Origin of the sequence: Bradyrhizobium sp. cf659, assembly GCF_900113725.1 — a bacterium.
Classification (GTDB): Bacteria; Pseudomonadota; Alphaproteobacteria; order Rhizobiales; family Xanthobacteraceae; genus Bradyrhizobium.
Genome location: NZ_FOQJ01000007.1, coordinates 282190 through 303293, shown reverse-complemented (window position 1 = coordinate 303293; position 21104 = coordinate 282190). Strand labels below are relative to the sequence as shown.

Here is a 21104-nt window from a genome sequence, read left to right as displayed (position 1 = left end):
GGAATCCGACCATGGCCAATGCGCAGCTTCAATCCGTGCTCGACCACATCGACAAGGATTTTGACAACAGCCTCGAGCGCCTGTTCTCGCTGTTGCGGATCAAGTCGATCTCGGCGGATCCGGCCTTTGCCAACGACTGCAAGGCCGCGGCCGAGCATCTCGCCAAGGACATCGCGAGCCTCGGCGTCGCCACCGAAGTTAGGCCGACCGCCGGCCATCCCGCCATCGTCGGCAAGACCGGAGCGGGCGGACGGCCGCATGTGATCTTCTACGGCCATTACGACGTGCAGCCGGTCGATCCGCTCGACCTCTGGCATCGCCCGCCGTTCGAGCCTGTCGTCACCGATCATGCCGACGGCCGCAAGATCATCGTCGCGCGCGGCGCCGAGGACGACAAGGGCCAGGTGATGACCTTCGTCGAGGCCTGCCGCGCCTGGAAGAAGGTGACGGGCTCGCTGCCGATCGACGTCACCTTCCTGATCGAAGGCGAGGAGGAGGTCGGCTCGAAGAATTTCGTGCCCTTCATCGAGGCCAACAAGGACGAGTTCAAGGCCGATTACGTGCTTGTCTGCGACACCGGCATGTGGGACCGCAACACTCCGGCGATCACGACGTCGCTGCGCGGCCTGCTCTATGAGGAGCTGAAGATCACCGCCGCCAATCGCGATTTGCATTCCGGCGTGTTCGGCGGCAGCGCGATGAATCCGATCCGGGTGCTCACGAAAATTCTCGGCGGGCTGTTCGACGACGACAACCGCATCACCATTCCCGGCTTCTATGACGGGGTGAAGGATCTGCCGCCCGATATCCTGGAGCAGTGGAAGAAGCTCAATCTCACGCCGGAGATGTTCCTCAAGCCGATCGGCCTGTCGATCCCGGCCGGCGAGAAGGGGCGGCTGTTGATCGAGCAGGCCTCCTCGCGTCCGACCTGCGACGTCAACGGCATCTGGGGCGGCTATATCGGCGAAGGCTCCAAGACGGTGATCCCGTCGCATGCCTCCGCAAAGGTCTCGTTCCGTTTGGTCGAGGGACAGGACCCCGCAAAAATCCGCAAGGCGTTCCGCGACTACGTGACGGCACGGCTTCCGGGCGACTGCAAGGTCGAGTTCGGCGACCATTCCGCCGCGCCCGCGGTCGCGCTCGACTGGAACATGAAGCCGCTCGCCGCCGCCAGCAAGGCGCTGACCGAGGAATGGGGCAAGGAGACCGTGCTGATGGGCTCGGGCGCCTCGATCCCGATCGTCGCCGACTTCAAGCGCACGCTGGGGCTCGACTCGCTGCTGGTCGGCTTTGGTTTGGACGACGACAACATCCACTCGCCGAACGAGAAGTACGACCTCCGCAGCTTCCAGAAGGGCATCCGCTCCTGGGCCCGCATCCTTGCCGCGCTGGCGGAGGTGAAATAGGGGCGTTCTATCCTCGTCATTGCGAGCGAAGCGAAGCAATCCAGAATCCCTCCGCGAAAGCAGTCTGGATTGCTTCGTCGCAAGAGCTCCTCGCAATGACAGCGGGGCCAAATAAAAACGCCGCCCGGAATTGGGCGGCGTTTCATTCCAAGACGTGCAGAGGTAGTTGAGAACTATCCTACACGAAATCCCGAAAATCTCAAGACCGATAGCCCGGCAGCTCGCGGTCGAGCTTGCGCAGCAGCGGCGGCCACACGAGGTTCGTCGCGCGCAGCTCGGCGCGGTCGCGGTTCGCCAGAAGCTCGGTGTTCTTCTCGATCGCGATCTCCTCGACCGGATAGACCGGCGTTCCCAGCGCGCGCGTGCGCACCTGCATCGAGCAGGCGCGCTCGAGGTGATACATGCGCTCGAAGGCGGAGGCGACCGAGCGGCCGACCGTCAGCGTGCCGTGGTTGCGCAGGAGCATGTGGTTGTGGTCGCCGAGGTCCTTCTGGAGTCGCGGCCGTTCGTCGTGGTCGAGCGCGATGCCTTCATAGTCGTGATAGGCGAGGTCGTGGGTGACGAGCTGGGCGGTCTGGTTCAACGGCAGCAGCCCTTCGGCGCTGCTCGAAACCGCGGTGCCGTCGAGGGTGTGGAGATGCAGCACGCAGATCGCGTCCTCGCGCACCTCGTGGATCGCCGAATGGATGGTGAAGCCGGCCGGGTTGATGCTGTACTCGCTCTCGGAGAGCTGGTTGCCGTGCAGGTCGACCTTGACGAGGCTCGACGCCGTGATCTCGTCGAACATCAGCCCGTAGGGATTGATGAGGAAGTGATGCTCGGGGCCGGGCACGCGGGCGGAGATGTGGGTGTCGACCAGATCGTCCCAGCCGTAGAGCGAGACGAGACGATAGCAGGCGGCGAGATTGACCCGTTGCTGCCACTCGGCCTCCGTCATGTTCGAGGGTACTTCCCTCAGGCGCGCTTCCGCTGGTGACATGGCAAATCTCTCCGAACCTCGTTGTTGCGGGAAGGGAGCCTAGTCTCGGGTGAGGCTGGCAGCAAGGCGCCTGGAGCGCGGCAGTTCAGCGTAGCCCGCATGCGCGAAGCGACATGCGGGACTCGTCCGGAGCCCGGATGTTGCGTCGCTCACCCGGGCTGCAAACTGCGTCTTTCTTGTGCAGACCCGAGATCGGGGAAAGAAATTACGGTGCCGGGATCGAAAGCAGGCTGGAAATGCTGCTGCCGCGGATGTCGTAGACGCGGGCGAACACCACGTCGTCGCGCTTGATCTCGACCAGGACAGGCGCGGTCAGGCCCTTGCAGTAGAACTCGCCGAGCGTCATGGCGAAATCGGCCGCATTGGAATCCCAGCCGATGGTGAAGTCGGGCCCGAGCGCGACCTGCGCCGGACGCTGCGGACCGCACACCGCGACCTTCCATTTGCGGTTGCGCGGCGGCACTTCCTGGCGCTCGATCAGCTGCTCGCGCAGTTCGTCGGAGGCCTGCTTCAGCGCGAGGCCCCAATAGTCCAGCATGAAGCGGTCGTCGGCGGCGCGCACGGTGCCGGCGATGTGGTTGAAGTGGGTGTATTGATAGGGATGCAGCCGGATCATCTCGGCGAGCGAGAGCGCGAGGCCGAAGCAGAAGGTGGCGAGCACGACCGGCTGCCAGGTGCGGTGGTTGGCGCGCAGGCGCTCCATGGTCCAGGCGAAGGCGACGCCGCCGAGCACCGCCATCGGCGGGATCACGAAGACGAAATGGCGGATGCCGTTGTAGAGCGCGGGCCGCTTCACCATCGCGATCGCGAGCGGCAGGGTCGCGGCGAGCGTCAGCATCAGCAGGATGGTCTTGCGGCGGGCCGGAACCTCGCGGCGCGGCAGCAGCGCGAAGGTGCTGACCACGGCGCCGGTCATCAGCACCAGCATCACCTCGGGCAACTGAAGCGCGAACAGCGTTGGCAGATAGGACCAGGGCATGTCGGGCACGGACACGATCGCGCCGTCGAACATCTCCTTCCAGGGCTTCTCGAAGAAGTGCGAGAAGTAGGTCAGCGCCTCGAAGGGATTGCCGGGTTCCATGATCGACCACGGCCAGATCAGGCCCATCACGAGATAGCCGAACACGAGGCCGGGCAGCAGCACGTAGACGACATGGGCGAAGCGGCGGGCCGCCTCGCGAGCGCCTTCGGTGCGCAGTTCCTCCAGGAACAGCGGAATGAAGCCGATCATGGCGTAGACCAGCGCAAGCCCGCCGAGGATGCGGCAGCCGATCGACAGGCCGGCGCCGATGCCGACGATCAGGATCGTGCGCGGCGAAGGCTGCGGATATTCCTCGGCGAGCCGGACCAGGCCCAGCATCAGGATGATCATGGCCACCGCGAAGGGCGCATCCTTCGGGTTCATGAACATGTGGCCGTAGAAGATCGGGCAGAGCGCGAGCAGCAGGAGCGAGGCGAGACCGGCAAGGGGCCCGCCGATGCGGCGGCCAAGCCGCCACGTCACGGCAAGCCCGACCACGCCGACGATTGCGCCGACCAGGCGGCGCGTCTCGAACAGCTCGAGCGGAATGACCTTGTGCAGGAGAGCCGCGACCATGTCGAAGCCGCCGCCGTACATATAGAGGTTGGCGAAGGAGAGCGCCGCGGTGTCCTTGAAGCCGGAACCGAACATGCGCAGCAGCAGATCGGCATATTCAGCGTGGGTGTAGTCGTCCCAGCCGAGCCCGTAGTCGCGGAAGGTCAAGCCTGCAATGACGGCGACCGCGGCCAGCACCAGCATGGCGAGATCGTCGCAAGTCCGTTCGACCGAGCGCCGCAGAGGCGTGTCGATCGCCGAAGTCGTGATGGATGTCATGGCTATTGGTGACCCGGAATCCCCTCTTGGCCCTGCTGGCGCGCGCGGGCCTGCTCCCCGGACTCCGTATAGCGCAGTTCCATTACCAAGTAATTGGGCATTATGGCTAAATTCCTGATGCGACGCAGCAAAACCAGAAACTCAAGAGCACTCTAGGAGTAGCGATCCGTAGCTGAAGGGAATGTGAATAAGTCCCTGATTTCCTTCTCTTTAGGAACGTTGATCACAATTCGCCGTTGGCGAGGAACACAGGATGACGGTATCGTGGCGCGAGTGTCGCGTGCGGATGCGCGGCCGGGGGTGAGTTCGATGACGTTGGCATTGTTGATCGCGGGGATTGTCGCCGTCCTGGCGGGCCTCCTTGCGATCCTGTTTGGCTTCACCGTCAGGGAGTTCAGTCTCGGCAGTACCCTCATAATCTCGGGGACGATCGGCGTCTGCTCCGGATTGTTACTGGCGGGCCTCCATGTGGTGGTGCTGGAGCTGAAGGGCATCGCCCGCCGGCTGGCTGGATCAGCCGCCGCGTCCGAGGTGCGGGTCAGGCCCGTGCTGCCGGGTCTCGCGCTGCCCGGCGCGCCTGCGCCCGAGCCTGCTCCGGCGACGCGCGCCGAGCCGACGGCCCCGCCATCGCCGGCTGCGCCGCCGCCATGGCTGGGCGAAGCACCCGCGCGTCCGCGCGTCGAGCCGCCGCCCGCGCCGGAACCTCCGGCGCCGCCCGCGGCTCCGGAAACGCCCCGCCGGCGCAACCTGCTGTTCGCCTCGACCTCGCGAAAGGAACGCGAGCGCGCGGAGGCCAAGGCCACCGAGGGCTCACCGCCGCCGCTTGCAGAGCCCGCGGCGCCTGCCGCCCCAGACACGCAGCCTGCAAGCTTCGACGACGCCTGGCCGAAGCCGGACCGTATGCGCCCGCCGGAGCCGCCGGCGGCCTCCTCGCGCCGGCCGCCGCCGCGCTCGCCCTCGACCTTTGTCGAGGCGGCCCCGCCGCCTGCACCACCCGAGCCGGAGCCGGCGCCGGCGGTCGAGCAGGCGCCCGTGACGGTGCTCAAATCCGGCATCGTCGACGGCATGGCCTATTCGCTCTATTCCGACGGCTCGATCGAAGCGCAGATGCCGGAAGGCATGATGCGCTTTGCCTCGATCGACGAGTTGCGCGCGCATCTCGACCAGCGCTCCTGAGGACTTCCGCGGCCAAGTAAAGCGCCAATGTTCTTGTCACTTTGTCAGTCGTCGCATTTTGGCCGAACGTATTGTTGACACGGAATACTTCGGCGTCGTCAATCCCGTGAGACGCAAGGTGGAGAAAGGTCGGGCCCATGTCGGATGCCGGGGCTAAGAATTTCATTGAGCTGACGGCCAGCATCGTCTCGGCCTATCTCGGCAACAATCCGACGCCGGCCGCCGAGATCCCGAACCTGATCAGCCAGGTGCACGGCGCGCTGGTGCGGGTCTCGTCAGGCCGCGTCGAGGCGGCGCCGCTCGAGCCGGCCAAGCCGGCGGTGTCGCTGAAGAAGTCGATCGCGCCGGACTATCTGGTCTGTCTGGAAGACGGCAAGCGCTTCAAGTCGCTGAAGCGCCATCTGCGCACCCAGTACAACATGACGCCGGAGCAATATCGCGAGAAATGGGGCCTGCCGGCCGACTATCCCATGGTCGCGCCGAACTACGCGGTGGCGCGCTCGCAATTGGCAAAGCAGATGGGTTTGGGACAGCAGCAGCGGAAGCGCAAATAGCCGCTTCAGGTGGCTTCCGCCAGCGCCTCTTTCGCGTCGGTCTTGATGCGTTCGACCATCGAGCGCAGGCCGTTGGAGCGCTGCGGCGTCAGATGATCGCGAAAGCCGAACTCGTCGAACACCGCGATCGCGTCGGTCGCGAGGATCTGCTGCGGCGTGCGGCCCGAATAGAGCGAGAGCACGATCGCGACCAGGCCGCGCACGATATGCGCGTCGCTGTCGCCGCGATATCTGAGGATCGGCGCGCCATTGCCGCGATCGACCAGCTTCTGGAGCCAGACCTGGCTGACGCAGCCATTCACCTTGTTGGCGGCGGAATGCTCGGCCTCGGGCATCGGTTCCAGGGTGCGGCCAAGCTCGATGACGTACCGGTAGCGGTCGTCCCACTCGTCCAGAATCTCGAAATTATCCCTGATTTCGTCGATCGTCGTCATGCTGGCCTATCGTTCCCGTTCAGGCCAATATAGGGACGCGAGGCCGTGAAATCGATAGGGTTTGGGGGCTAATTCGCCAGCCCCGGTCCGCGCCATTCCAGCGCGAGGTCGTCCTGGGTCAGGGTGTCGCGCGGCGCCTCGCTCGCAGCAGTGTCGCCTTCGCCGGCCAGTGCGATCGAGCCGGTGTGGTCGGGCGCCTTCTTGTCGCTCTTGTCGCTCTTGTCGTTCTTCTCGTTCTTCTCGTTGGTGATGTGCTCTTTCTTGTCGTTGATGATCTGATAGATCTTCTTCGCGCCCTCCTGGGCGCGCTGGCCGATAATGGTCGCGGCCTGTCCGCCGACCTCGCATGCCGCCGGCTGGCGCTTGCAGAACTGGGTCATGTCGGAGACGGCCGCGGTCGCAGCCTGCACCGCGTCGGCGGCGCCGATCTGCGGCAGCTTCTCCGATTCGGGCGTCTTGTCCCGCGGCAGGAGCACCAGCACCAGCCCGAGCCAGAATGTGATGCGGAGCAGAAAGCGCATCTTGCGACCTGTATGTTAGATCCCGCCGCGGCGATTTCCGCAGAGCGCATCGGACCTAGCAACTCTCGATAAATCGCAAGTGATTGCCTTGAGCTTAATTCGCGGAAATTTTACGCAAAAAACTTCGAAAATGGCGGCCTCGTGAATTTTCCATTGAAGCCGGGCCCCCGTGATGTTGCGGTCTTCCGTATCCACCAATTCGAAACCATGCGGGCCGGGGTGAAACCCTGTGTTCACCATCCTTAATGAAGACGTCGCCAAATCGTCTAAAAAGCTCCGCGATGACACGGTGTCCGGCGCCGGGCCGCGCCGCCTTAGCACTCGTTTAAGGTCGCTCTGACACGGTGGCTCAACGACAAGGAGGCGTTCCGGCGCGTCTCTCCGACGAATGAGCCGAAGCGCGAGACCCGTGACAGTTTTGAGTATCATCCGCGATTGTCTCGATGCGCTGCTGCATCCCTCCGCGCGTTACGACGCGCTGACGCGAGCGCGCCATCGTGCCTTCATGGCGCCGCGTCTGCTCGGCAGCCTGGCCGCGTTTGCCGCATTCCCGGTTTATCTCGCCATGCGTGGCGCGCCGAGCGCGGTCGAGGTCGCGGCCTTTGCCTGGCTGATCGCGCCGATCATGTTGTCCTGGTTCCTGTCGCGCACCGGCCGCTACGAAGGCGCGCATGTGCTGTCGTCGCTGGCGCTCGCCGGCCTGATCATGGCGGTCGCCATCACGACCGGCGGCATCGGATCCTTCGCTGCGGTGTGGCTGATCGTCGTTCCCCTCGAGGCTGCGCTGTCGGCCTCGCGCCGCGTCGCGGCCTTCGCCTCGCTGCTCGCGCTCTCCTGCGCGGGGATCCTGATCCTCGTCAGCCAGCTCGGCTGGCTGCCGCTGGACGAGCCGAGTGCCGCGCAGCGTAGCCTGCTGATGGCGTTCGGCGTCGCCTCGGCCACCCTCTATGCTGCGGCCCTTGCCTTCGGCGCGGAATCGCTGGCGCGCACCAGCGTTGCGCTGCTGTCGCGCGAGGAGGAGCGTTATCGCCTGCTCGCACGCAACATGAGCGACGTCATCTCGCGGCATCGGCGCAACGGCGCGGTGCAGTTCATCTCGCCGGCCGCCGAGGCCATGCTCGGCATGCCCGTTGCGCAGCTGCACGGCCACGGCCTGTTCGATCGCGTCCATGTCGCCGATCGCCCGGCCTATCTCACGGCGCTCTCCGATGCCGCGCGCGGCGAGGTGCGCAGCGTCGAGTTCCGGCTGCGGCGGGAGCCGACCGGCTCGGAGCGCGGCCAGATCGACTTCATCTGGGTCGAGATGCGCTGTCGCCCGCTCGACCAGGATCTCGGCCGCCAGGATATTGACCGTGATGCCGCACACGAGACGGAAGTCGTCGCGGTGATGCGCGACGTCACCGATCGCAAGCTCTCCGAGCAGGCGCTCGATCAGGCCCGCAGCGCTGCGGAGGCGGCCGACGCCGCCAAGACGCGCTTCCTCGCCACCATGAGCCACGAGCTGCGCACGCCGCTCAACGCCATCATCGGCTTCTCCGACATGATCGCGCAGGAGCAGACCCTGATGCTGGGGGCGGCCCAGCGCAGGGAATATGCCCAGCTGATCAACGATTCCGGCCAGCATCTGCTATCGGTCGTCAACGGCATCCTCGACATGTCCAAGATGGAATCGGGCAATTTCGAGATTGCGTCGGAGCCGTTCGCGCCGCGCGCCTCGCTCATGCATTGCTGCAATCTGCTCGCGCTGAAGGCGCGGGAGAACGGCATCGACCTCGTCACCGATGCGCCGCAGGACCTGCCTGTCATGACCGGCGATCCGCGCGCCTTCAAACAGATCGTGCTCAACCTCGTCGCCAACGCCATCAAGTTCACCGAGCGCGGCGGACAGGTCTCCGTTTCCGCCGCGGTGTCGGGCTCGCAGCTCATGCTGCGCATCAGCGACACCGGCGTCGGCATTGCGCCCGACGACCTCAAGCGTCTCGGCGCGCCGTTCTTCCAGGCCGGCAAGACCTATCAGCGCCGTCACGAGGGCACCGGACTCGGACTTTCGATCGTGAAGAGTCTCGTGGCGTTGCATCTCGGCGATTTGACGATACAAAGCAGGTTAGGGGAGGGCACCGCCGTCACCGTCAAGCTGCCGCTGGTCTACACGTCGCCACATGCCAAGGCGGCCGAGAGCAAGATCGCGACCTTGACGCCGGTGCTGCGCCAGGAACCTCAAGACCAACTTCAAGACCGACCTCACGACCAACCTGCTCCGGTGAAGAAAAGTGCCTAAGAAGTCTGCAAAGGGCGAAGCCGCTCCGCGCCGCCGTGGCGCCAAGGCCGCGGCTGTCGACATCGAGACCGAGCGCAACCTCGTGATGCGCGTGCTGCTGCACAGTCCCAAGGACACGCTGGCCGGCCTCGTCGCCGTGGCCGCCATCAGCGCGATCGTTGCCAATGCGCTGTTCCTCCAGACCGGCCGGCATCCGGCGCCGATGTTCGGCACCGTGATCAATCTTCCCGCGCCGTCGTCGGTGCCGCTGTCGAACCCGTTGCCGCGTCCGCGCCCCGTCGGCGCCGATACCTCGCCGCTCGAGCCGAGAGCGACGGAGTTTCGCGTCGAGCCCAAACCTGTCGAGCCCAAGCCTGTCGAGAGAGTCGCCGAGAAGGCGCCGGAGAAGCCCGTCGAGGCGACCGCATCGACGCCGCGCTCGGCCGATCCCCTGACCAACCTCGTCAAGCAAACGACGTCGACGCCGCCGTCCAGCGCCGTCGCGCGTCCGCCGGCGCCGATCCCGGCGCAGCAGAGCCCGGCGGTGCGGCGTATCGCCGGCGTGCAGCGCGCGCTGTCCGAATACGGCTACGGCAATTTGAAGGTCACCGGCGCGATGAGCGGCGAGACCCAGTCCGCGATCCAGAAATTCGAGCGCGAGCACAAGATGCAGGTCACCGGCCAGGTGTCCGATCGCCTGCTGCGCGAGCTCGCGGCCGCGATCGGCCATCCCGTCGAATAGCGGCATTCGTCGTCGTCATTGACGCGGATCAATTGGCTGCGCGTGACCCGCAAGGGGATGCCAGCCCTGCGCCGGCGCGATTTGTCCGGGATCAATGACTGCCGGCGGCGTCAGGGAAGATGATCGCTCATCCTCATCAAGGAAGAGAGGTCATCATGTTCAAGGTCTCGATTCTCGTCTGGATCATGCTGGGTACCGTGCTGGCGGGTGTCAGCCTGATCGTGGTGCTGATGGTGCCGAGCCTTGCCGCGGAGGCGATCAGGAACATCCCCTATGCCGCGGCCGTGGGGTTTGCGCTTGCGATGCCGCTGTCATATCTCGTCGCGCGCCAGATCGGCGGCGGACAGGGCGCAGGCAAGGCGTAGCGAGCGCGCGCCGAGACTGGCGGGACGCTTCGTACTGGCCTATCGTCCGACTCATGCGTTTGAAATCCAACATATGGGTCGCGGCCTATTTGCGCCGGTGCCAGAGCGAGGGCGTGTTCGGCGCGGTGCGCCGTCGCGGCGCCGAGGAGGCGGGCGCGGTGTTCGTGAAGGTGTCGCTGCTCGACGGCAATGCGATGCTCTACGCGCCGGCGCCGCAGGCCGTCTATGACGACGGCCGGCCGGTCGACCGCTTCTTCGTGCCGGTTGCGCCGCAGCCGCTGCCGGAGCCCGCCGTCGAGGAACGGCTGACGAGGGAAATCCGCTTCGATTCGGATGCCTGGATCGTCGAGACCGAAGACCGCGCGGGGCGGCACTTTCTCGAACTCGCGAAGACCTGATTGGCTCCCCCACCGTCATTGGCAGCGCAGCGAAGCAATCCAGAATCTTTCCGCGGAGGGATTCTGGATTGTTTCGTCGCAAGAGCTCCTCGCAATGACGAACTCGGGGGCGTCGCGCGCCCCGCACTCGATGTCACTGCCTGTGGAGCCGGGCGTCAGCGAACTACTGGTCCGACGACCCGCCGGTGCCGGTCCGCACCGTCGGGCTGGAGCCGGGCTGCACGCCCGGCCGCGTCTGGCTTGCGCCCGCACGCGCGCGCTGGCGTTCGCCATCGTGCAGGGCCGACTGGTACTTTGCGCGCGTGACGGCGAGCGTGGAGCCGCGCCAGGCGGCCAGCATCACCAGCGCGGAGCGCTCGGCGAGGCGATCGTAGAGCCGCGACAGCCGGTACACGTTGTTCACGGAGTTGCCGATCTCCGGCTTGAAGAACAAGAGGATGCGCTGGAAGTTCGGGCTCGGCATGTCGAGCGCGCGCGCGGCGACCGCGAGCGCTTCGCCGCCGGGATCGTCGACGATCTGGGCCGCGACGCGTGAGGGCAGGATCAGGCTGTCGCCGAGCTCGTAGGTGAAATTCTCGACGTCGCCCGCGATCGCCGCCATCTCCAGGATCTGGATCGCGCGCTTGGCGCGCACGGTCGGAATCCGCGGCGCGGCCTTCAGCGGCGTCTGCTCCAGATTGTGCAGGATCAGCGCGCGCTGGGACGCATCGGCGCCGAAGAACATGTCGTGGATTTCAGCGGCGTCCGTCGGCTGCATCGCCATGTTCGAGGCCATGCGCTGCTCGGCCTCGGTCGGCGTGCGAACCGGGGAGGGCGCCGGCGGGGCAGCCGGGATTTCGCGCGCGAGCGGAACCCTGCGGCCTTCCTGGGCCGCGACCAGCCCGAGCTTCTGCAGGATCGGGACGGGCGTCTGCGGGTAGACCGCAAGCCGCGCCTTGACGGCCGCGCGTGTCGCGTCGTCGACCTGGTCGATCAATCGCGTGGCGAGTTCGACGAATTGCCGCTGTTCGTCCTCGCTGTGGACGCGCGTCTGGACATAGAGGTCTGTCAGCACGCGCAGCAGCGTCGGGCGAACATCGACGCCTTCGCGACGGGAGAGGGTCATCAGCCCGTCGAATCCGGGAAACAGCGACTTGGTCATGGAGGCGTACGCAACTCGGAAAAGAGACTCGCGGGCGAGCCTAGCGCAGGTTCTTTTAAAGCCTCGTTAAGGAAAACGAGGCGTGAAGCCGGCCCTGCAATTCCAGGCATTGTCGTGCCGCAACGGGACGGCGCGGCCGGTCCCGTGCGGTTACGGTCCAAGGGCCATGTTTACACCCCGTTAACCATGAGCTGATCTTAATGATCCGCATGTTGCAGGGGCGCGTTTGGTCGCGCGGCAATTGAAGAGAGCTGACATGGGGACCATCATCGAATTTCCGGCCGGTCGCCGGGTAGGCTCGTCGGGGGACGTCACACCGCGCGCGGACATGGGGACGATTCTGATCCTTCCCGTGATCCGCATCGAGCGCGAGGCGGACGAAACCAGCGGCGATCGTGGGCCGGAAGCGGGCACAGCGCCGGGGCGCCGTCGTCGTCGCCGCTAGATCCGGCTCTTGCAATGCCGGACACCATCCGCCAGATCCGGCCCTTCGTATCGGCCGTCCTGCTCGCGCTGCTCGGTGCGGCGCTCGGCGCCTGTAGCGGCGGCGATTTCGGTCGCACCCGCGCTGATATGCGCAGCGACGACATGCATCGCTGGCTCGGCACCGAGGCCACCGCGAGCGTCGGGTTGAGGCCGTCGCAATTCCAGCTCACCGACGAGGAGCGCCAGCTGCGCGACCTCGCTTATCCCCTGATCGAGCCGCCGCTGTCGCGCCCCGCATGGAAGAGCGTGTTCGGCGACTACAAGGCCTTGCCGTCACCGTGGCGGCAGAAGGTGGTGTTCGACCGCACCATGTACGGGCGCACGCTGATCGACGAGCCGCACCGCTCGCATTCCTCGCGCTATGCGCAGCTGATCGAGGACGTGCGCAACGACACCACCCGTTTCGAACCGTTCTTCGCCTCCGCGATCCGCGTCATCGATCTCGACAAGAAGCGCAATGCCAGCATGGCGCGCGTCTCCGCCCTCTCGCCGAGGGAGAGGGACGATGCGGTCGAGCGCATGCAGGAGAACTCGCTGATCATCCAGTGGGTGCAGCAGTGCCTCGAGCAGCGCGTCTCCTCCTATCGCTGGGCGCTGGAGCGCCTGGTGATCCAGGCGCCCGACGGCATGGCCGCCGACGCCGACCGCCTGATCGGCGAGCTCGCAGCCCAGACTGCCAACCCGCCGGTCGCGGCGCAGCCGGTTTACGGGCGTTCGGTCAGCGTGCGGGGCTGACTGCGCACAAGGCGCCTTAGCCCGCTACCGATCCTGCGATCCGCGCCTGCGGGCCCGGCCGGCGGCGGACGCCGGGAACTCGGGCCTGCCGCCGCCGACCCGGTTGAGGATGTCCCTGGATCGCCCTGATTGGCGCTTGTTCTCCCAAGCCGGACGGGTAGGATTATTCGGTTACACCAAGTCATTTTACGCCAAAGGCCTTTCATCATGAGCGTAGACGCTGGGAGTCCGTTTGAAAGCCGTCTGAATCTCACCCCACCCCAAACGATCCGGAAGGTGCTGGCCCTCGCCCTGTTGCTCGGATCGACCGGCTCGGCCGCCGCGCTGACCAAGGAGGCGGCGATCGAGAACTGCCGGATGACCGTCGGCAAGCCGATCGTTCAGGCCTGCATGCAGGCCCAGGGAGGTCGCAAGGCCGGTGCCGACCTAGAGGGGTGCCGCGCCAAGGCGTCCCCCCAGGTCAAGGCCTGCGTGATGGCGGCTCTCAACGCCGCCAACGGACGCGCCAATGTCGCGGTCGAGCTTCCGAAGGAAGCTGCGCCCAAATTAGAGCCCGGCACGGCGCTGCCGAAGGACTTCATCGCGCCGCCCCGCACCATCGCCGACATCACCGCGATCCTCGATAGTGAGAAGCCGGATGCAAAGCTCATCGCGGAGCTGAAATCGGATGCGGATTCGACGCCGACGGGGAAGGAATCACGCGAGGATCTCGCGCACTTCTATTTCGACCGCGCTAATGCACGTGCGCAGCTCGGTCGGCTCCCCGAATCCATCGCCGATGCCAGCAAGGCCGTCGAGATCGGCCGCGGCGCGGTCGAACCCAGGATGATGGGCCGGCTGATGCAACTCCTGTCGTTGCAATATGCCGCGGCCGGCGATCCAAAACGCGCGCTCGACGTCATCCAGCGGCTGCTGCGTGAGACGGCCACACTGCCCGGCGCCAAGGGATTTCAGTTGAGCGCCAACCGGGCTGTCGTCGGCTTCTTCATCCAGATGGGTGACGTCAGCCAGGCAGAAGCCTATTTGCGCCGAAACATGACCGCCATCCAGGAGGCACGCACCAGCGGGCTTCCAGGTTGGCGCGCCAACTATGCGCGCATGGGACAGAACTGGGAATCGGAGCTCGAAAACAGCCGGGCGATGATCTTCGAAGCGCGCGGACAGTTCGCGGAAGCCGAGGCCGCCTATCGTGTGTCAGAGCAGCGCAAGCGGGCGGGCATGAAGGGTGTGCTGGACTCCGAGAACCCGCCGGCGGAAACCATCCTGCTGCAGGCGATCGACAATAGCGTGCTCAGTCAGGCGCGCATGAAGGCACGGCAGGGCCGGCTTGCGGAAGCGGAGGTCGATGCCCGCCGCGCTTTGTTGTCGCGATTGAAAGATACCGGCAAATACAATCCCGTGATGCCGCGCTACGTCATGGGTCTCGCCGGCATCCTGGTCGAAGAGGGCCGTTACGAGGAAGCCGAGCAGCTGGGCCGCGTGGCCCTGGAGATCAACAAGACCGTCGGAGTGCCCAACGATTCTCAATCCACCGTGCAGTTGCTCTCGCAACTGGCCGGCATCCTGACGCTGCAGCGTAAGACGCCGGAAGCCAACGGGATCTATGCGACGATCGACAAGGCGATCGCCAATTGGGAGCCGCAGCGCCGCCAGGTGTTCGAGCTCAATCCGTCACGGATCCTCTCGCTGTATGCGTCCGGCCAGCTCGACGCCGGCATAGCTGCGGCCGAGCAACTGGTGAAGAAGCAGGTCGGCCGCGTCGGCGAAAATCATTTCGATGCCGCCTCCGCGCGCGGGACGCTGGCGATCGGCCTGATGCGCGCGCGGCGCGACGCGGAGGCGATCCGCGAGTTCAAGGCCGCCATCCCGATCATGATGGCGAGTGCGCGGGAAAACGCCGACGACGAGAACACGACCGTGGTCGCCGCGCGCAGCCAGCGCCTGCAGAGCATCGTGGAAAACTATTTCGTGCTGCTTGCGCGCGCCGAAGCTGCGAGTGGCGGGGTCGGCGAGGAGACGTTCAGTCTCGCCGATGCCATCCGTGGTCACTCGGTTCAGCAGGCTCTGGCGGCATCGAGCGCCCGCGCGGCGGCCAAGGATCCGGCGCTCGCCGAACTCGTCCGCAAGGAGCAGGACCTGACCAAGCAGGTCAACGCTCAGCTCGGCACGCTCAACAACGTGCTGGCGCTTCCCTCCGCGGAGCGCGATGAGAAGGGCGTTCAGCAGATCCAGGCGTCGATCGCCACCTTGCGCGGCGAGCGCGACAAGGCGCGCCAGCAGATCAAGCAGAAGTTTCCGATCTACGCCGATCTCGTGTCGCCCAAGCCGCCGAGCGTCGCCGAGATTCGTGCGACGCTGGCCGACGACGAGGCCATGTTGTCGTTCTATTTCGGCCAGAACGGCAGCTTCGTCTGGGCCGTGCCGAAGTCAGGGGCGGTGGCGTTTGCCGCCGTCAACGCCAAGATCGGCGATATCGAGACCAAGATTCGCAAGCTGCGTGAGGCGCTCGAGCCCCAGGCGGCGATGATCTCGGACATTCCGCCGTTCGATCTGAAGCTCGGCTACGAGCTCTACGAGCTGTTGCTGAAGCCGGTCGAGAGCGGATGGAAGCCGGCGAAGAAGTTGATCGTCGTCACCAACGGCGCGCTGGGCCTGTTGCCGCTGTCGCTGCTGCCGACCGCACCGGCGGAGGTGGCCGCGGACGAGGATCCGCTGTTTGTTAGCTATCGCAAGGTGCCATGGCTGGCCCGAACCCATGCCGTGTCGACGGTGCCGTCGGCGGCCGCGTTGCGCACGCTGCGGCAGTTGCCGCCGGGCAAGCCCGGCCGCGGCGACCTCGTGGCGTTCGGCGACCCCTATTTCAACAAGGACCAGCAAGCCGAGGCTGAAGGCGACGCCAAAGTTGAGGTGGCCGACGCCGGCAGCAACGTCACCCGCGGCATGCCGCTGAAGCGGCGCAACAGCCCGAAGCTCGAAGGCGTCGACAGTGCCGAGCTCGGTCTGCTGCCGCGGCTTCCCGACACGGCCGATGAGCTGAAGTCGATCGCGCTCGCCTTGCAGGCGGATCCCTCGAAGGTGTTGTTCCTCGGCAAGAGTGCGACCGAGAGCGCCGTCAAGACGATGAATCTCTCCGGCTTCAGGATCCTTGCTTTCGCCACCCACGGTCTGGTCCCGGGCGAGCTCAATGGATTGACGCAGCCGGCGCTCGCCTTGTCGTCCCCGACCGTGACGGGCGAGGGCGGAGACGGCCTCCTGACCATGGAGGAGATTCTCGGCCTCAAGCTCGATGCCGACTGGGTCATCCTGTCGGCCTGTAATACCGGCGCAGGTGCCGGTGCTGGGGCCGAAGCGGCATCGGGGCTCGGCCGGGCGTTCTTCTATGCCGGAACACGGGCATTGCTGGTGACGAACTGGTCGGTGCATTCGCAATCGGCGCGGCAGCTGGTGACCGACCTGTTCAAGCGGCAGGCCGACGATCCGAAGCTGTCTCGGAGCGAAGCGCTGCGCGAGGCGATGATGGCTCTCGTCGATGGCCCCGGCTATCTCAATGGCGAAGGCAAGACCGAGTTCGCCTATGCGCATCCGCTGTTCTGGGCGCCGTACACGATCATCGGTGACGGCGGTGTACGTTGATGGCAGGTGAGGGAAGGATTGGACGGGAAATGAAACGGACCATTCTGCTTGGGCTCATTGCGGCTGGCCTGCTGTTTTCGGGAGCGACGAGAGCGGCGACACAATTGATCACGGAAGAGGAGGCCAGGCTTCCGCCTCCGAAGGGGGCGATTGCCGCGGACCGACGCGGCATCATGCGTGGTCCGAAGGTGGAATTCGTCTCGCCCGGCGCTTCCGTCAACTCGCCCTTGCGGCTGGTATTGAAGTTCGAGTCGTACGGTGGGGCGAAGATCGATCCGGAATCGGTCAAGGTGATCTTTCTGCGTACGCCGAATGTCGATCTGACCGCCCGGGTCAAGCCGTTTGTCCAGGCCGACGGCATCAACATGCAGGACGCGGAATTGCCGCCGGGCGAATACTCCGTTCGCGTCGACATCAAGGACAGTGACGGCCGGCCGGGCACGGCGATCTTCACGCTGAAGGTCGCGCCCAAGTGACGTGTCCGTACTGCCAATCCGGGAACGCGGAAGGCGCGCTGGTCTGCGCGTCCTGTGGGCGTGATATTGCCGTTCCCGCCACGCTGATCGCGGAACGGGACGATCTGCGGCGCAAGCGTGACGAGCTGCGCGGCGAGCTGAGGCAGGCCAGAGAAGAAGTCGAGGCCATCATGCGGCGCAGGAAGCCGCGCTGACGATGGAATGTCCGTACTGCGCCGAGACGATCAAGGACGAAGCCATCGCGTGCAAGCACTGTTCGCGCGATCTGCGCGTCGTGCGACCGACGCTTCTCGAGATCGACGACATCGTCGCCGACCTGGACAGGCTCAGGCGGGATCTCGATCGGGTCAACGTCCGCCTCGAGCGGTACAAGAATCCGCTGCGATATTTCGGAACGCATGCGATTCTCTATGTCGTCATTCCAGCACTGTTGCTGACGATCGCGCATGTTCTCGTGACCATCACCTTCAACCTCTCTCCGATCCCGCTTCGGATCGCGTCGATCGTGATCCCGCTGCTGTTCGGGTTCGTGGCCTATCCCCTGCACAGGGTTTCGGCGATGGGAGCGTTCGTGCTGGCGTTCCTGGCTGCGAGCGTCAGCATTCTGTCGATGCTGACGGTCACCGGAATCCACGATCGTGTCCCGATCCTGCCGGCCGTGTGGATTGAATGGCGGGAAGTGTTCGAATACGGAGCGAGCATCCTGCTGGCCTTCGTCTCCGGAAACATCCTGGGCGTCCTGATCTTCCAGGTGCTGCCGCGCGTGCTTGCTCAAGGCGGCAAGCCGAACGCGTTCGCCTTCAGGATGGCGCGCCTGCTTGGACAGCATGTCGGCGAAGAGCAATTGCGCCGCCGGGCTCGTTTGATCCAGGACCTCATGCAGACCGTGGGGCCGCTGGCCGGCATCGCCGCAACGGCCGTCGGCTCCATTTACGCCGGCCTGAAGGGCCTGCTCGGATAGTCGCGAGGATTGTGCCGGCGGTGCGACATGATTGCGGTCGCGGTACGCTTGATCGCGTTGCTTTCCTGATGGTCGCGGTGCTGAAAATGCGCTCATATGGAGCGAACGAGAACCGGAGGAAAACATGCGTCTCATCGCCATCCTGTCAGCTCTGCTTCTGCCGCTTGGCTCAGCGGTCGCCCAGGACTATCCGGCCCGGCCGATCACCATGCTGGTGCCATTCGCCGCCGGCGGACCGACCGACACCATCGCGCGCCTGACCGCGGCGGGCATGTCGAAATCGCTTGGTCAGCAGATCGTCGTCGAGAACGCTCCCGGCGCCGGCGGCACCATCGCCACGACCCGCGCCTCGCGCGCCCAGCCCGACGGATACACGCTGCTGATCCATCACGTCGGCCTGTCGACCGCCGCCACGCTGTACCGCAACCTGAACTACGACACGAAGACCGCCTTTGCGCCGATCGGGCTCGTGACCAATGCGCCGATGACCATCATCGCGCGCCCGGATTTTCCGGCCGGGACGCTGAAGGAATTGGTCGCCTACGCCCAACAGCAGGGCGACAAATTGACCTACGCCAATGCCGGGCTCGGAGCGGCATCGCATCTCTGCGGCATGCTGTTCATGGCCGCGATCCAGAAGCAGCTCACCACGGTGCCCTACAAGGGCAACGGCCCCATCATGAACGATCTTCTCGGCAAACAGATCGATCTCACCTGCGATCAGGCGACGAACACCACCGGCCCGATCACGTCCAAGCAGGTCAAGGCCTATGCGGTCACCACCAGGGAGCGGCTGAAGAGCCTGCCCGATCTGCCGACCGCCGACGAGGCGGGCCTCAAGGATTTCGAGCTCGGCGTCTGGCACGGTATCTATGCCCCCAAGGGCGCACCGCCGGCGATCGTTCAGAAGCTGGCAGCGGCGCTCCAGGCGGCCCTCAAGGATCCCACGCTGATCGCGCGGTTCAATGACATCAACACCGAACCGGTCGCGCAGGACAAGGCGACGCCGGAAGCTCTGGCGGCGGTGCTGACGAGCGAGATCGATCGCTGGGCTCCGATCATCAAGGCGGCCGGCCAGTTTGCAGACTGAGCCGTTACGGCTTGCGAAGGGACGGAGGAGGATGGCCCCGGCCGCGGCAATCGCGATCACCGGGCCTGTCGGAGTTCGCCCCGCGCGGTCAGCGTGCCGTGCCAGGCGTTTTGCGCGCGCCAGGCCGGCGCTCGGTTCGATCCGGGCTGCGCTGCTTCCTGAGCTTTGCGACAAAGTCCTTCAGCGCGTCCGCCAGCGGCACTGACGCGCGATAGGCGAGCCCGACCTCGCGCCTGACCTTGACCTCGATCTCGCGCACGACGACATCTGGATTGCCCTTCGCCACGCCCTCCGGGACGATGGCGATGCCGACGCCGGCGGCGACCAGCGCCATGGCCCAGTCCTCCGATTGCGCGATCGCCGCGGTCTGGCGCCGCTGCGCGGCGCGGCCGAAGAATTCGCTTTGCTCGCAATGGCAGCGGTCGATCATAGCAGCAGCGGCGAGATCGGCGGTCCGGAGCCTGTCCTTCAGCGTCAGCGGATGCGACGGCGGCAAGGCGGCGACATAGCGCTCGCTCCACAGCGCGACGAAATGCTCGTCCGCGCGCAGCATGTTTTTCGAGATGATCCGCGCATCGGCGCGCTCGTCGCTGCCGACGAGGCGCAGCGCGATGTCGCTGCGCGCCGTCAGCGGCTTCAGCAGCGCGATCGTCCTGGGCACGTCGAGCGTGCGCATCAGGCCGAGCGTCAGCGTGGCCCTGGTCGCCGGCTTCCTGAACAGGCTGCGCGCGGCGTCGGTCTCGTCGATGATGCGGCGGGCCAGCGCGTGAAACTGCTCGGCCGAGGCGGTGGGCGCGACGCCCTTCTTGTGCCGGATGAAAAGCGTGGTGCCGAGCTCGGCCTCCAGATTGGTGATCGCGGTGGAGATCGATGGCTGCGATACGAAGCAGGCACGCGCCGCGGCGGTCAGGTTGCGCGCGCGATAGACGGCGGCGAAGTAGCGAAGCTCGCGGATGTCCATAGGATATGCCTAGAGATATGATCAATATTCAATATTTTACCTATGGATCTGGCGATGGCAAGAACGCCCTGGTCACAACGGGCGAGGGCTTCCATGAAAATCCACCATCTCAACACCGGCACGATGTGCCCGATGGGCCGCCGCCTGGTGAACGGCACCGGCGGCCTGTTCCAGCGCGCCCGCATGGTCTGCCACTGCCTGCTGATCGAAACGCGGGACGGGCTTGCCCTGGTCGATACCGGCATCGGGCTTGGCGATATCGCAGCCCCTGACCGGCTCGGACGGCGCTGGCTGCGCCAGACCGCGCCACGGCTCGATCCGTCCGAGACGGCGGTCGAGCAGGTGAAGGCGCTCGGCTATTCGCCCGCTGACGTGCGCCACGTGCTGCTGACCCATCTCGATCGCGATCACGCCGGCGGCGTGCCCGACTTTCCCCATGCCGCGATCCACGTCCATCGCGCCGAATACGACATGGCGGTGCAGCGCAAGCCGGCGCCGCCGGAAGGGCGCTATGTCACCGGGCAGTGGAGCCATGGACCGAGCTGGACGTTCTATGGCGAAGCCGGCGAAGACTGGTTCGGTTTCAGGGGCGTGCGCGCGCTCGGCGACAGGGAAGCGGACATCCTGATGATCCCGCTCGCCGGCCATACGCTCGGCCATTGCGGCATCGCGGTCCGGTCGGGCGACACATGGCTGCTGCATGCCGGCGACAGCTATTTCCATCACGGCCAGCTCGCGGCATCCCCGCGCATGCCGCTGGTGCTCGGCTATTTCCAGCGCCGCGCCGACATGGACCGCAAGCAACGGATCGCCAACCAGGCGCGGCTGCGCGCGCTTAAGCTCGACCACGGCGGCCGCGTGAGGATCGTCAACAGCCATGATCCCGTCGACTACGAGAACTGCCGGTGCGGGACGCATTAGGATGAGCTGCGGC

At 65.7% G+C, this 21104-nt stretch carries 20 protein-coding genes; 14 read left to right on the top strand and 6 right to left on the bottom strand.

The features are described from left to right. Positions 1-11: 11 nt before the first annotated feature. Positions 12-1406, top strand: coding sequence for a M20/M25/M40 family metallo-hydrolase (locus tag BM118_RS27170; RefSeq protein WP_092189063.1), 1395 nt, complete (start codon positions 12-14; stop codon positions 1404-1406). A gap of 199 nt (positions 1407-1605) precedes the next feature. Here the strand turns inward: BM118_RS27170 and BM118_RS27165 are convergent, their stop codons facing one another. Together BM118_RS27165 and BM118_RS27160 are read right to left on the bottom strand one after the other, a co-directional pair. Then, positions 1606-2385, bottom strand: a complete 780-nt coding sequence (locus tag BM118_RS27165) for a class II aldolase/adducin family protein (protein WP_092189061.1) — start codon at positions 2383-2385, stop codon at positions 1606-1608. Positions 2386-2590: 205 nt separating this feature from the next. Next, positions 2591-4240 carry a glycosyltransferase family 39 protein gene (locus BM118_RS27160; protein WP_092189058.1) on the bottom strand — a complete coding sequence of 550 codons (1650 nt, stop codon included), beginning with the start codon at positions 4238-4240 and terminating at the stop codon, positions 2591-2593. 309 nt (positions 4241-4549) lie between these two features. Here BM118_RS27160 and BM118_RS27155 point away from each other — a divergent pair, with 309 nt between their 5' ends. After that, positions 4550-5416 carry a DUF308 domain-containing protein gene (locus tag BM118_RS27155; protein ID WP_177234729.1) on the top strand — a complete coding sequence of 289 codons (867 nt, stop codon included), beginning with the start codon at positions 4550-4552 and terminating at the stop codon, positions 5414-5416. A 137-nt stretch (positions 5417-5553) separates the two neighbouring features. Then, positions 5554-5970 (top strand): Ros/MucR family transcriptional regulator, encoded by a 417-nt coding sequence (locus BM118_RS27150; RefSeq protein ID WP_011085852.1) that lies wholly within the window; start codon positions 5554-5556, stop codon positions 5968-5970. Between the two features lie 5 nt (positions 5971-5975). On the opposite strand, the gene BM118_RS27145 is transcribed toward BM118_RS27150, so the two are convergent. Beyond that, on the bottom strand, positions 5976-6404 hold the full coding sequence (locus BM118_RS27145; protein WP_092189053.1) for a SufE family protein: 429 nt from the start codon (positions 6402-6404) through the stop codon (positions 5976-5978). A gap of 68 nt (positions 6405-6472) precedes the next feature. Continuing rightward, a complete protein-coding gene (locus tag BM118_RS27140) occupies positions 6473-6925 on the bottom strand; it encodes a DUF5330 domain-containing protein (protein ID WP_092189051.1) in 453 nt (150 codons plus the stop codon). 388 nt (positions 6926-7313) lie between these two features. Here BM118_RS27140 and BM118_RS27135 point away from each other — a divergent pair, with 388 nt between their 5' ends. The 4 genes from BM118_RS27135 to BM118_RS27120 all read left to right on the top strand — a co-directional run bounded on the left by BM118_RS27135 (position 7314) and on the right by BM118_RS27120 (position 10687). Continuing rightward, on the top strand, positions 7314-9203 hold the full coding sequence (locus BM118_RS27135) for a PAS domain-containing sensor histidine kinase (protein WP_092189049.1): 1890 nt from the start codon (positions 7314-7316) through the stop codon (positions 9201-9203). Next, a complete protein-coding gene (locus BM118_RS27130) occupies positions 9196-9924 on the top strand; it encodes a peptidoglycan-binding protein (protein WP_092189047.1) in 729 nt (242 codons plus the stop codon). Before BM118_RS27135 ends, BM118_RS27130 begins: the two co-directional genes overlap by 8 nt. A 155-nt stretch (positions 9925-10079) precedes the next feature. After that, on the top strand, positions 10080-10289 hold the full coding sequence (locus tag BM118_RS27125) for a hypothetical protein (protein WP_177234728.1): 210 nt from the start codon (positions 10080-10082) through the stop codon (positions 10287-10289). 53 nt (positions 10290-10342) lie between these two features. Further along, positions 10343-10687 (top strand): DUF1491 family protein, encoded by a 345-nt coding sequence (locus BM118_RS27120; RefSeq protein WP_092189043.1) that lies wholly within the window; start codon positions 10343-10345, stop codon positions 10685-10687. Between the two features lie 163 nt (positions 10688-10850). Here the strand turns inward: BM118_RS27120 and BM118_RS27115 are convergent, their stop codons facing one another. Further along, complete coding sequence (locus BM118_RS27115; protein WP_092189041.1) at positions 10851-11828, bottom strand: DUF2336 domain-containing protein; 978 nt, start codon at positions 11826-11828, stop codon at positions 10851-10853. Positions 11829-12084: 256 nt separating this feature from the next. On the opposite strand from BM118_RS27115, the gene BM118_RS27110 reads away from it, so the two are divergent. From BM118_RS27110 to BM118_RS27080, 6 genes are all read left to right on the top strand, one after another. After that, entirely contained in the window at positions 12085-12273 is a 189-nt protein-coding gene (locus BM118_RS27110) for a hypothetical protein (RefSeq protein ID WP_027531082.1), read from the top strand. Between the two features lie 14 nt (positions 12274-12287). Next, positions 12288-13049, top strand: a complete 762-nt coding sequence (locus BM118_RS27105) for a hypothetical protein (RefSeq protein ID WP_092189039.1) — start codon at positions 12288-12290, stop codon at positions 13047-13049. A 207-nt stretch (positions 13050-13256) separates the two neighbouring features. Further along, positions 13257-16682 carry a CHAT domain-containing protein gene (locus BM118_RS27100; protein WP_092189037.1) on the top strand — a complete coding sequence of 1142 codons (3426 nt, stop codon included), beginning with the start codon at positions 13257-13259 and terminating at the stop codon, positions 16680-16682. Positions 16683-16711: 29 nt separating this feature from the next. Next, on the top strand, positions 16712-17158 hold the full coding sequence (locus BM118_RS27095; RefSeq protein ID WP_092189035.1) for a hypothetical protein: 447 nt from the start codon (positions 16712-16714) through the stop codon (positions 17156-17158). 196 nt (positions 17159-17354) lie between these two features. Next, positions 17355-18119, top strand: a complete 765-nt coding sequence (locus tag BM118_RS27085) for a zinc ribbon domain-containing protein (RefSeq protein ID WP_092189031.1) — start codon at positions 17355-17357, stop codon at positions 18117-18119. A gap of 124 nt (positions 18120-18243) precedes the next feature. Continuing rightward, a complete protein-coding gene (locus BM118_RS27080; RefSeq protein ID WP_092189029.1) occupies positions 18244-19209 on the top strand; it encodes a tripartite tricarboxylate transporter substrate-binding protein in 966 nt (321 codons plus the stop codon). Between the two features lie 88 nt (positions 19210-19297). On the opposite strand, the gene BM118_RS27075 is transcribed toward BM118_RS27080, so the two are convergent. Continuing rightward, positions 19298-20170: a LysR family transcriptional regulator gene (locus BM118_RS27075; protein WP_092189027.1), complete on the bottom strand. Its 873-nt coding sequence runs from the start codon at positions 20168-20170 to the stop codon at positions 19298-19300. Positions 20171-20263: 93 nt separating this feature from the next. Here BM118_RS27075 and BM118_RS27070 point away from each other — a divergent pair, with 93 nt between their 5' ends. Next, positions 20264-21091: an MBL fold metallo-hydrolase gene (locus BM118_RS27070; RefSeq protein WP_177234727.1), complete on the top strand. Its 828-nt coding sequence runs from the start codon at positions 20264-20266 to the stop codon at positions 21089-21091. Positions 21092-21104: the final 13 nt, after the last annotated feature.

Coding starts and splice junctions, on each gene's coding strand:
- BM118_RS27150 (WP_011085852.1), top strand. CDS start 5,554: ATGTCGGATGCCGGGGCTAAGAATTTCATTGAGCTGACGGCCAGCATC.
- BM118_RS27105 (WP_092189039.1), top strand. CDS start 12,288: ATGCCGGACACCATCCGCCAGATCCGGCCCTTCGTATCGGCCGTCCTG.
- BM118_RS27155 (WP_177234729.1), top strand. CDS start 4,550: ATGACGTTGGCATTGTTGATCGCGGGGATTGTCGCCGTCCTGGCGGGC.
- BM118_RS27120 (WP_092189043.1), top strand. CDS start 10,343: ATGCGTTTGAAATCCAACATATGGGTCGCGGCCTATTTGCGCCGGTGC.
- BM118_RS27075 (WP_092189027.1), bottom strand. CDS start 20,170: ATGGACATCCGCGAGCTTCGCTACTTCGCCGCCGTCTATCGCGCGCGC.
- BM118_RS27110 (WP_027531082.1), top strand. CDS start 12,085: ATGGGGACCATCATCGAATTTCCGGCCGGTCGCCGGGTAGGCTCGTCG.
- BM118_RS27170 (WP_092189063.1), top strand. CDS start 12: ATGGCCAATGCGCAGCTTCAATCCGTGCTCGACCACATCGACAAGGAT.
- BM118_RS27160 (WP_092189058.1), bottom strand. CDS start 4,240: ATGACATCCATCACGACTTCGGCGATCGACACGCCTCTGCGGCGCTCG.
- BM118_RS27080 (WP_092189029.1), top strand. CDS start 18,244: ATGCGTCTCATCGCCATCCTGTCAGCTCTGCTTCTGCCGCTTGGCTCA.
- BM118_RS27095 (WP_092189035.1), top strand. CDS start 16,712: ATGAAACGGACCATTCTGCTTGGGCTCATTGCGGCTGGCCTGCTGTTT.
- BM118_RS27115 (WP_092189041.1), bottom strand. CDS start 11,828: ATGACCAAGTCGCTGTTTCCCGGATTCGACGGGCTGATGACCCTCTCC.
- BM118_RS27140 (WP_092189051.1), bottom strand. CDS start 6,925: ATGCGCTTTCTGCTCCGCATCACATTCTGGCTCGGGCTGGTGCTGGTG.
- BM118_RS27135 (WP_092189049.1), top strand. CDS start 7,314: ATGAGCCGAAGCGCGAGACCCGTGACAGTTTTGAGTATCATCCGCGAT.
- BM118_RS27100 (WP_092189037.1), top strand. CDS start 13,257: ATGAGCGTAGACGCTGGGAGTCCGTTTGAAAGCCGTCTGAATCTCACC.
- BM118_RS27125 (WP_177234728.1), top strand. CDS start 10,080: ATGTTCAAGGTCTCGATTCTCGTCTGGATCATGCTGGGTACCGTGCTG.
- BM118_RS27165 (WP_092189061.1), bottom strand. CDS start 2,385: ATGTCACCAGCGGAAGCGCGCCTGAGGGAAGTACCCTCGAACATGACG.
- BM118_RS27070 (WP_177234727.1), top strand. CDS start 20,264: ATGAAAATCCACCATCTCAACACCGGCACGATGTGCCCGATGGGCCGC.
- BM118_RS27145 (WP_092189053.1), bottom strand. CDS start 6,404: ATGACGACGATCGACGAAATCAGGGATAATTTCGAGATTCTGGACGAG.
- BM118_RS27085 (WP_092189031.1), top strand. CDS start 17,355: ATGGAATGTCCGTACTGCGCCGAGACGATCAAGGACGAAGCCATCGCG.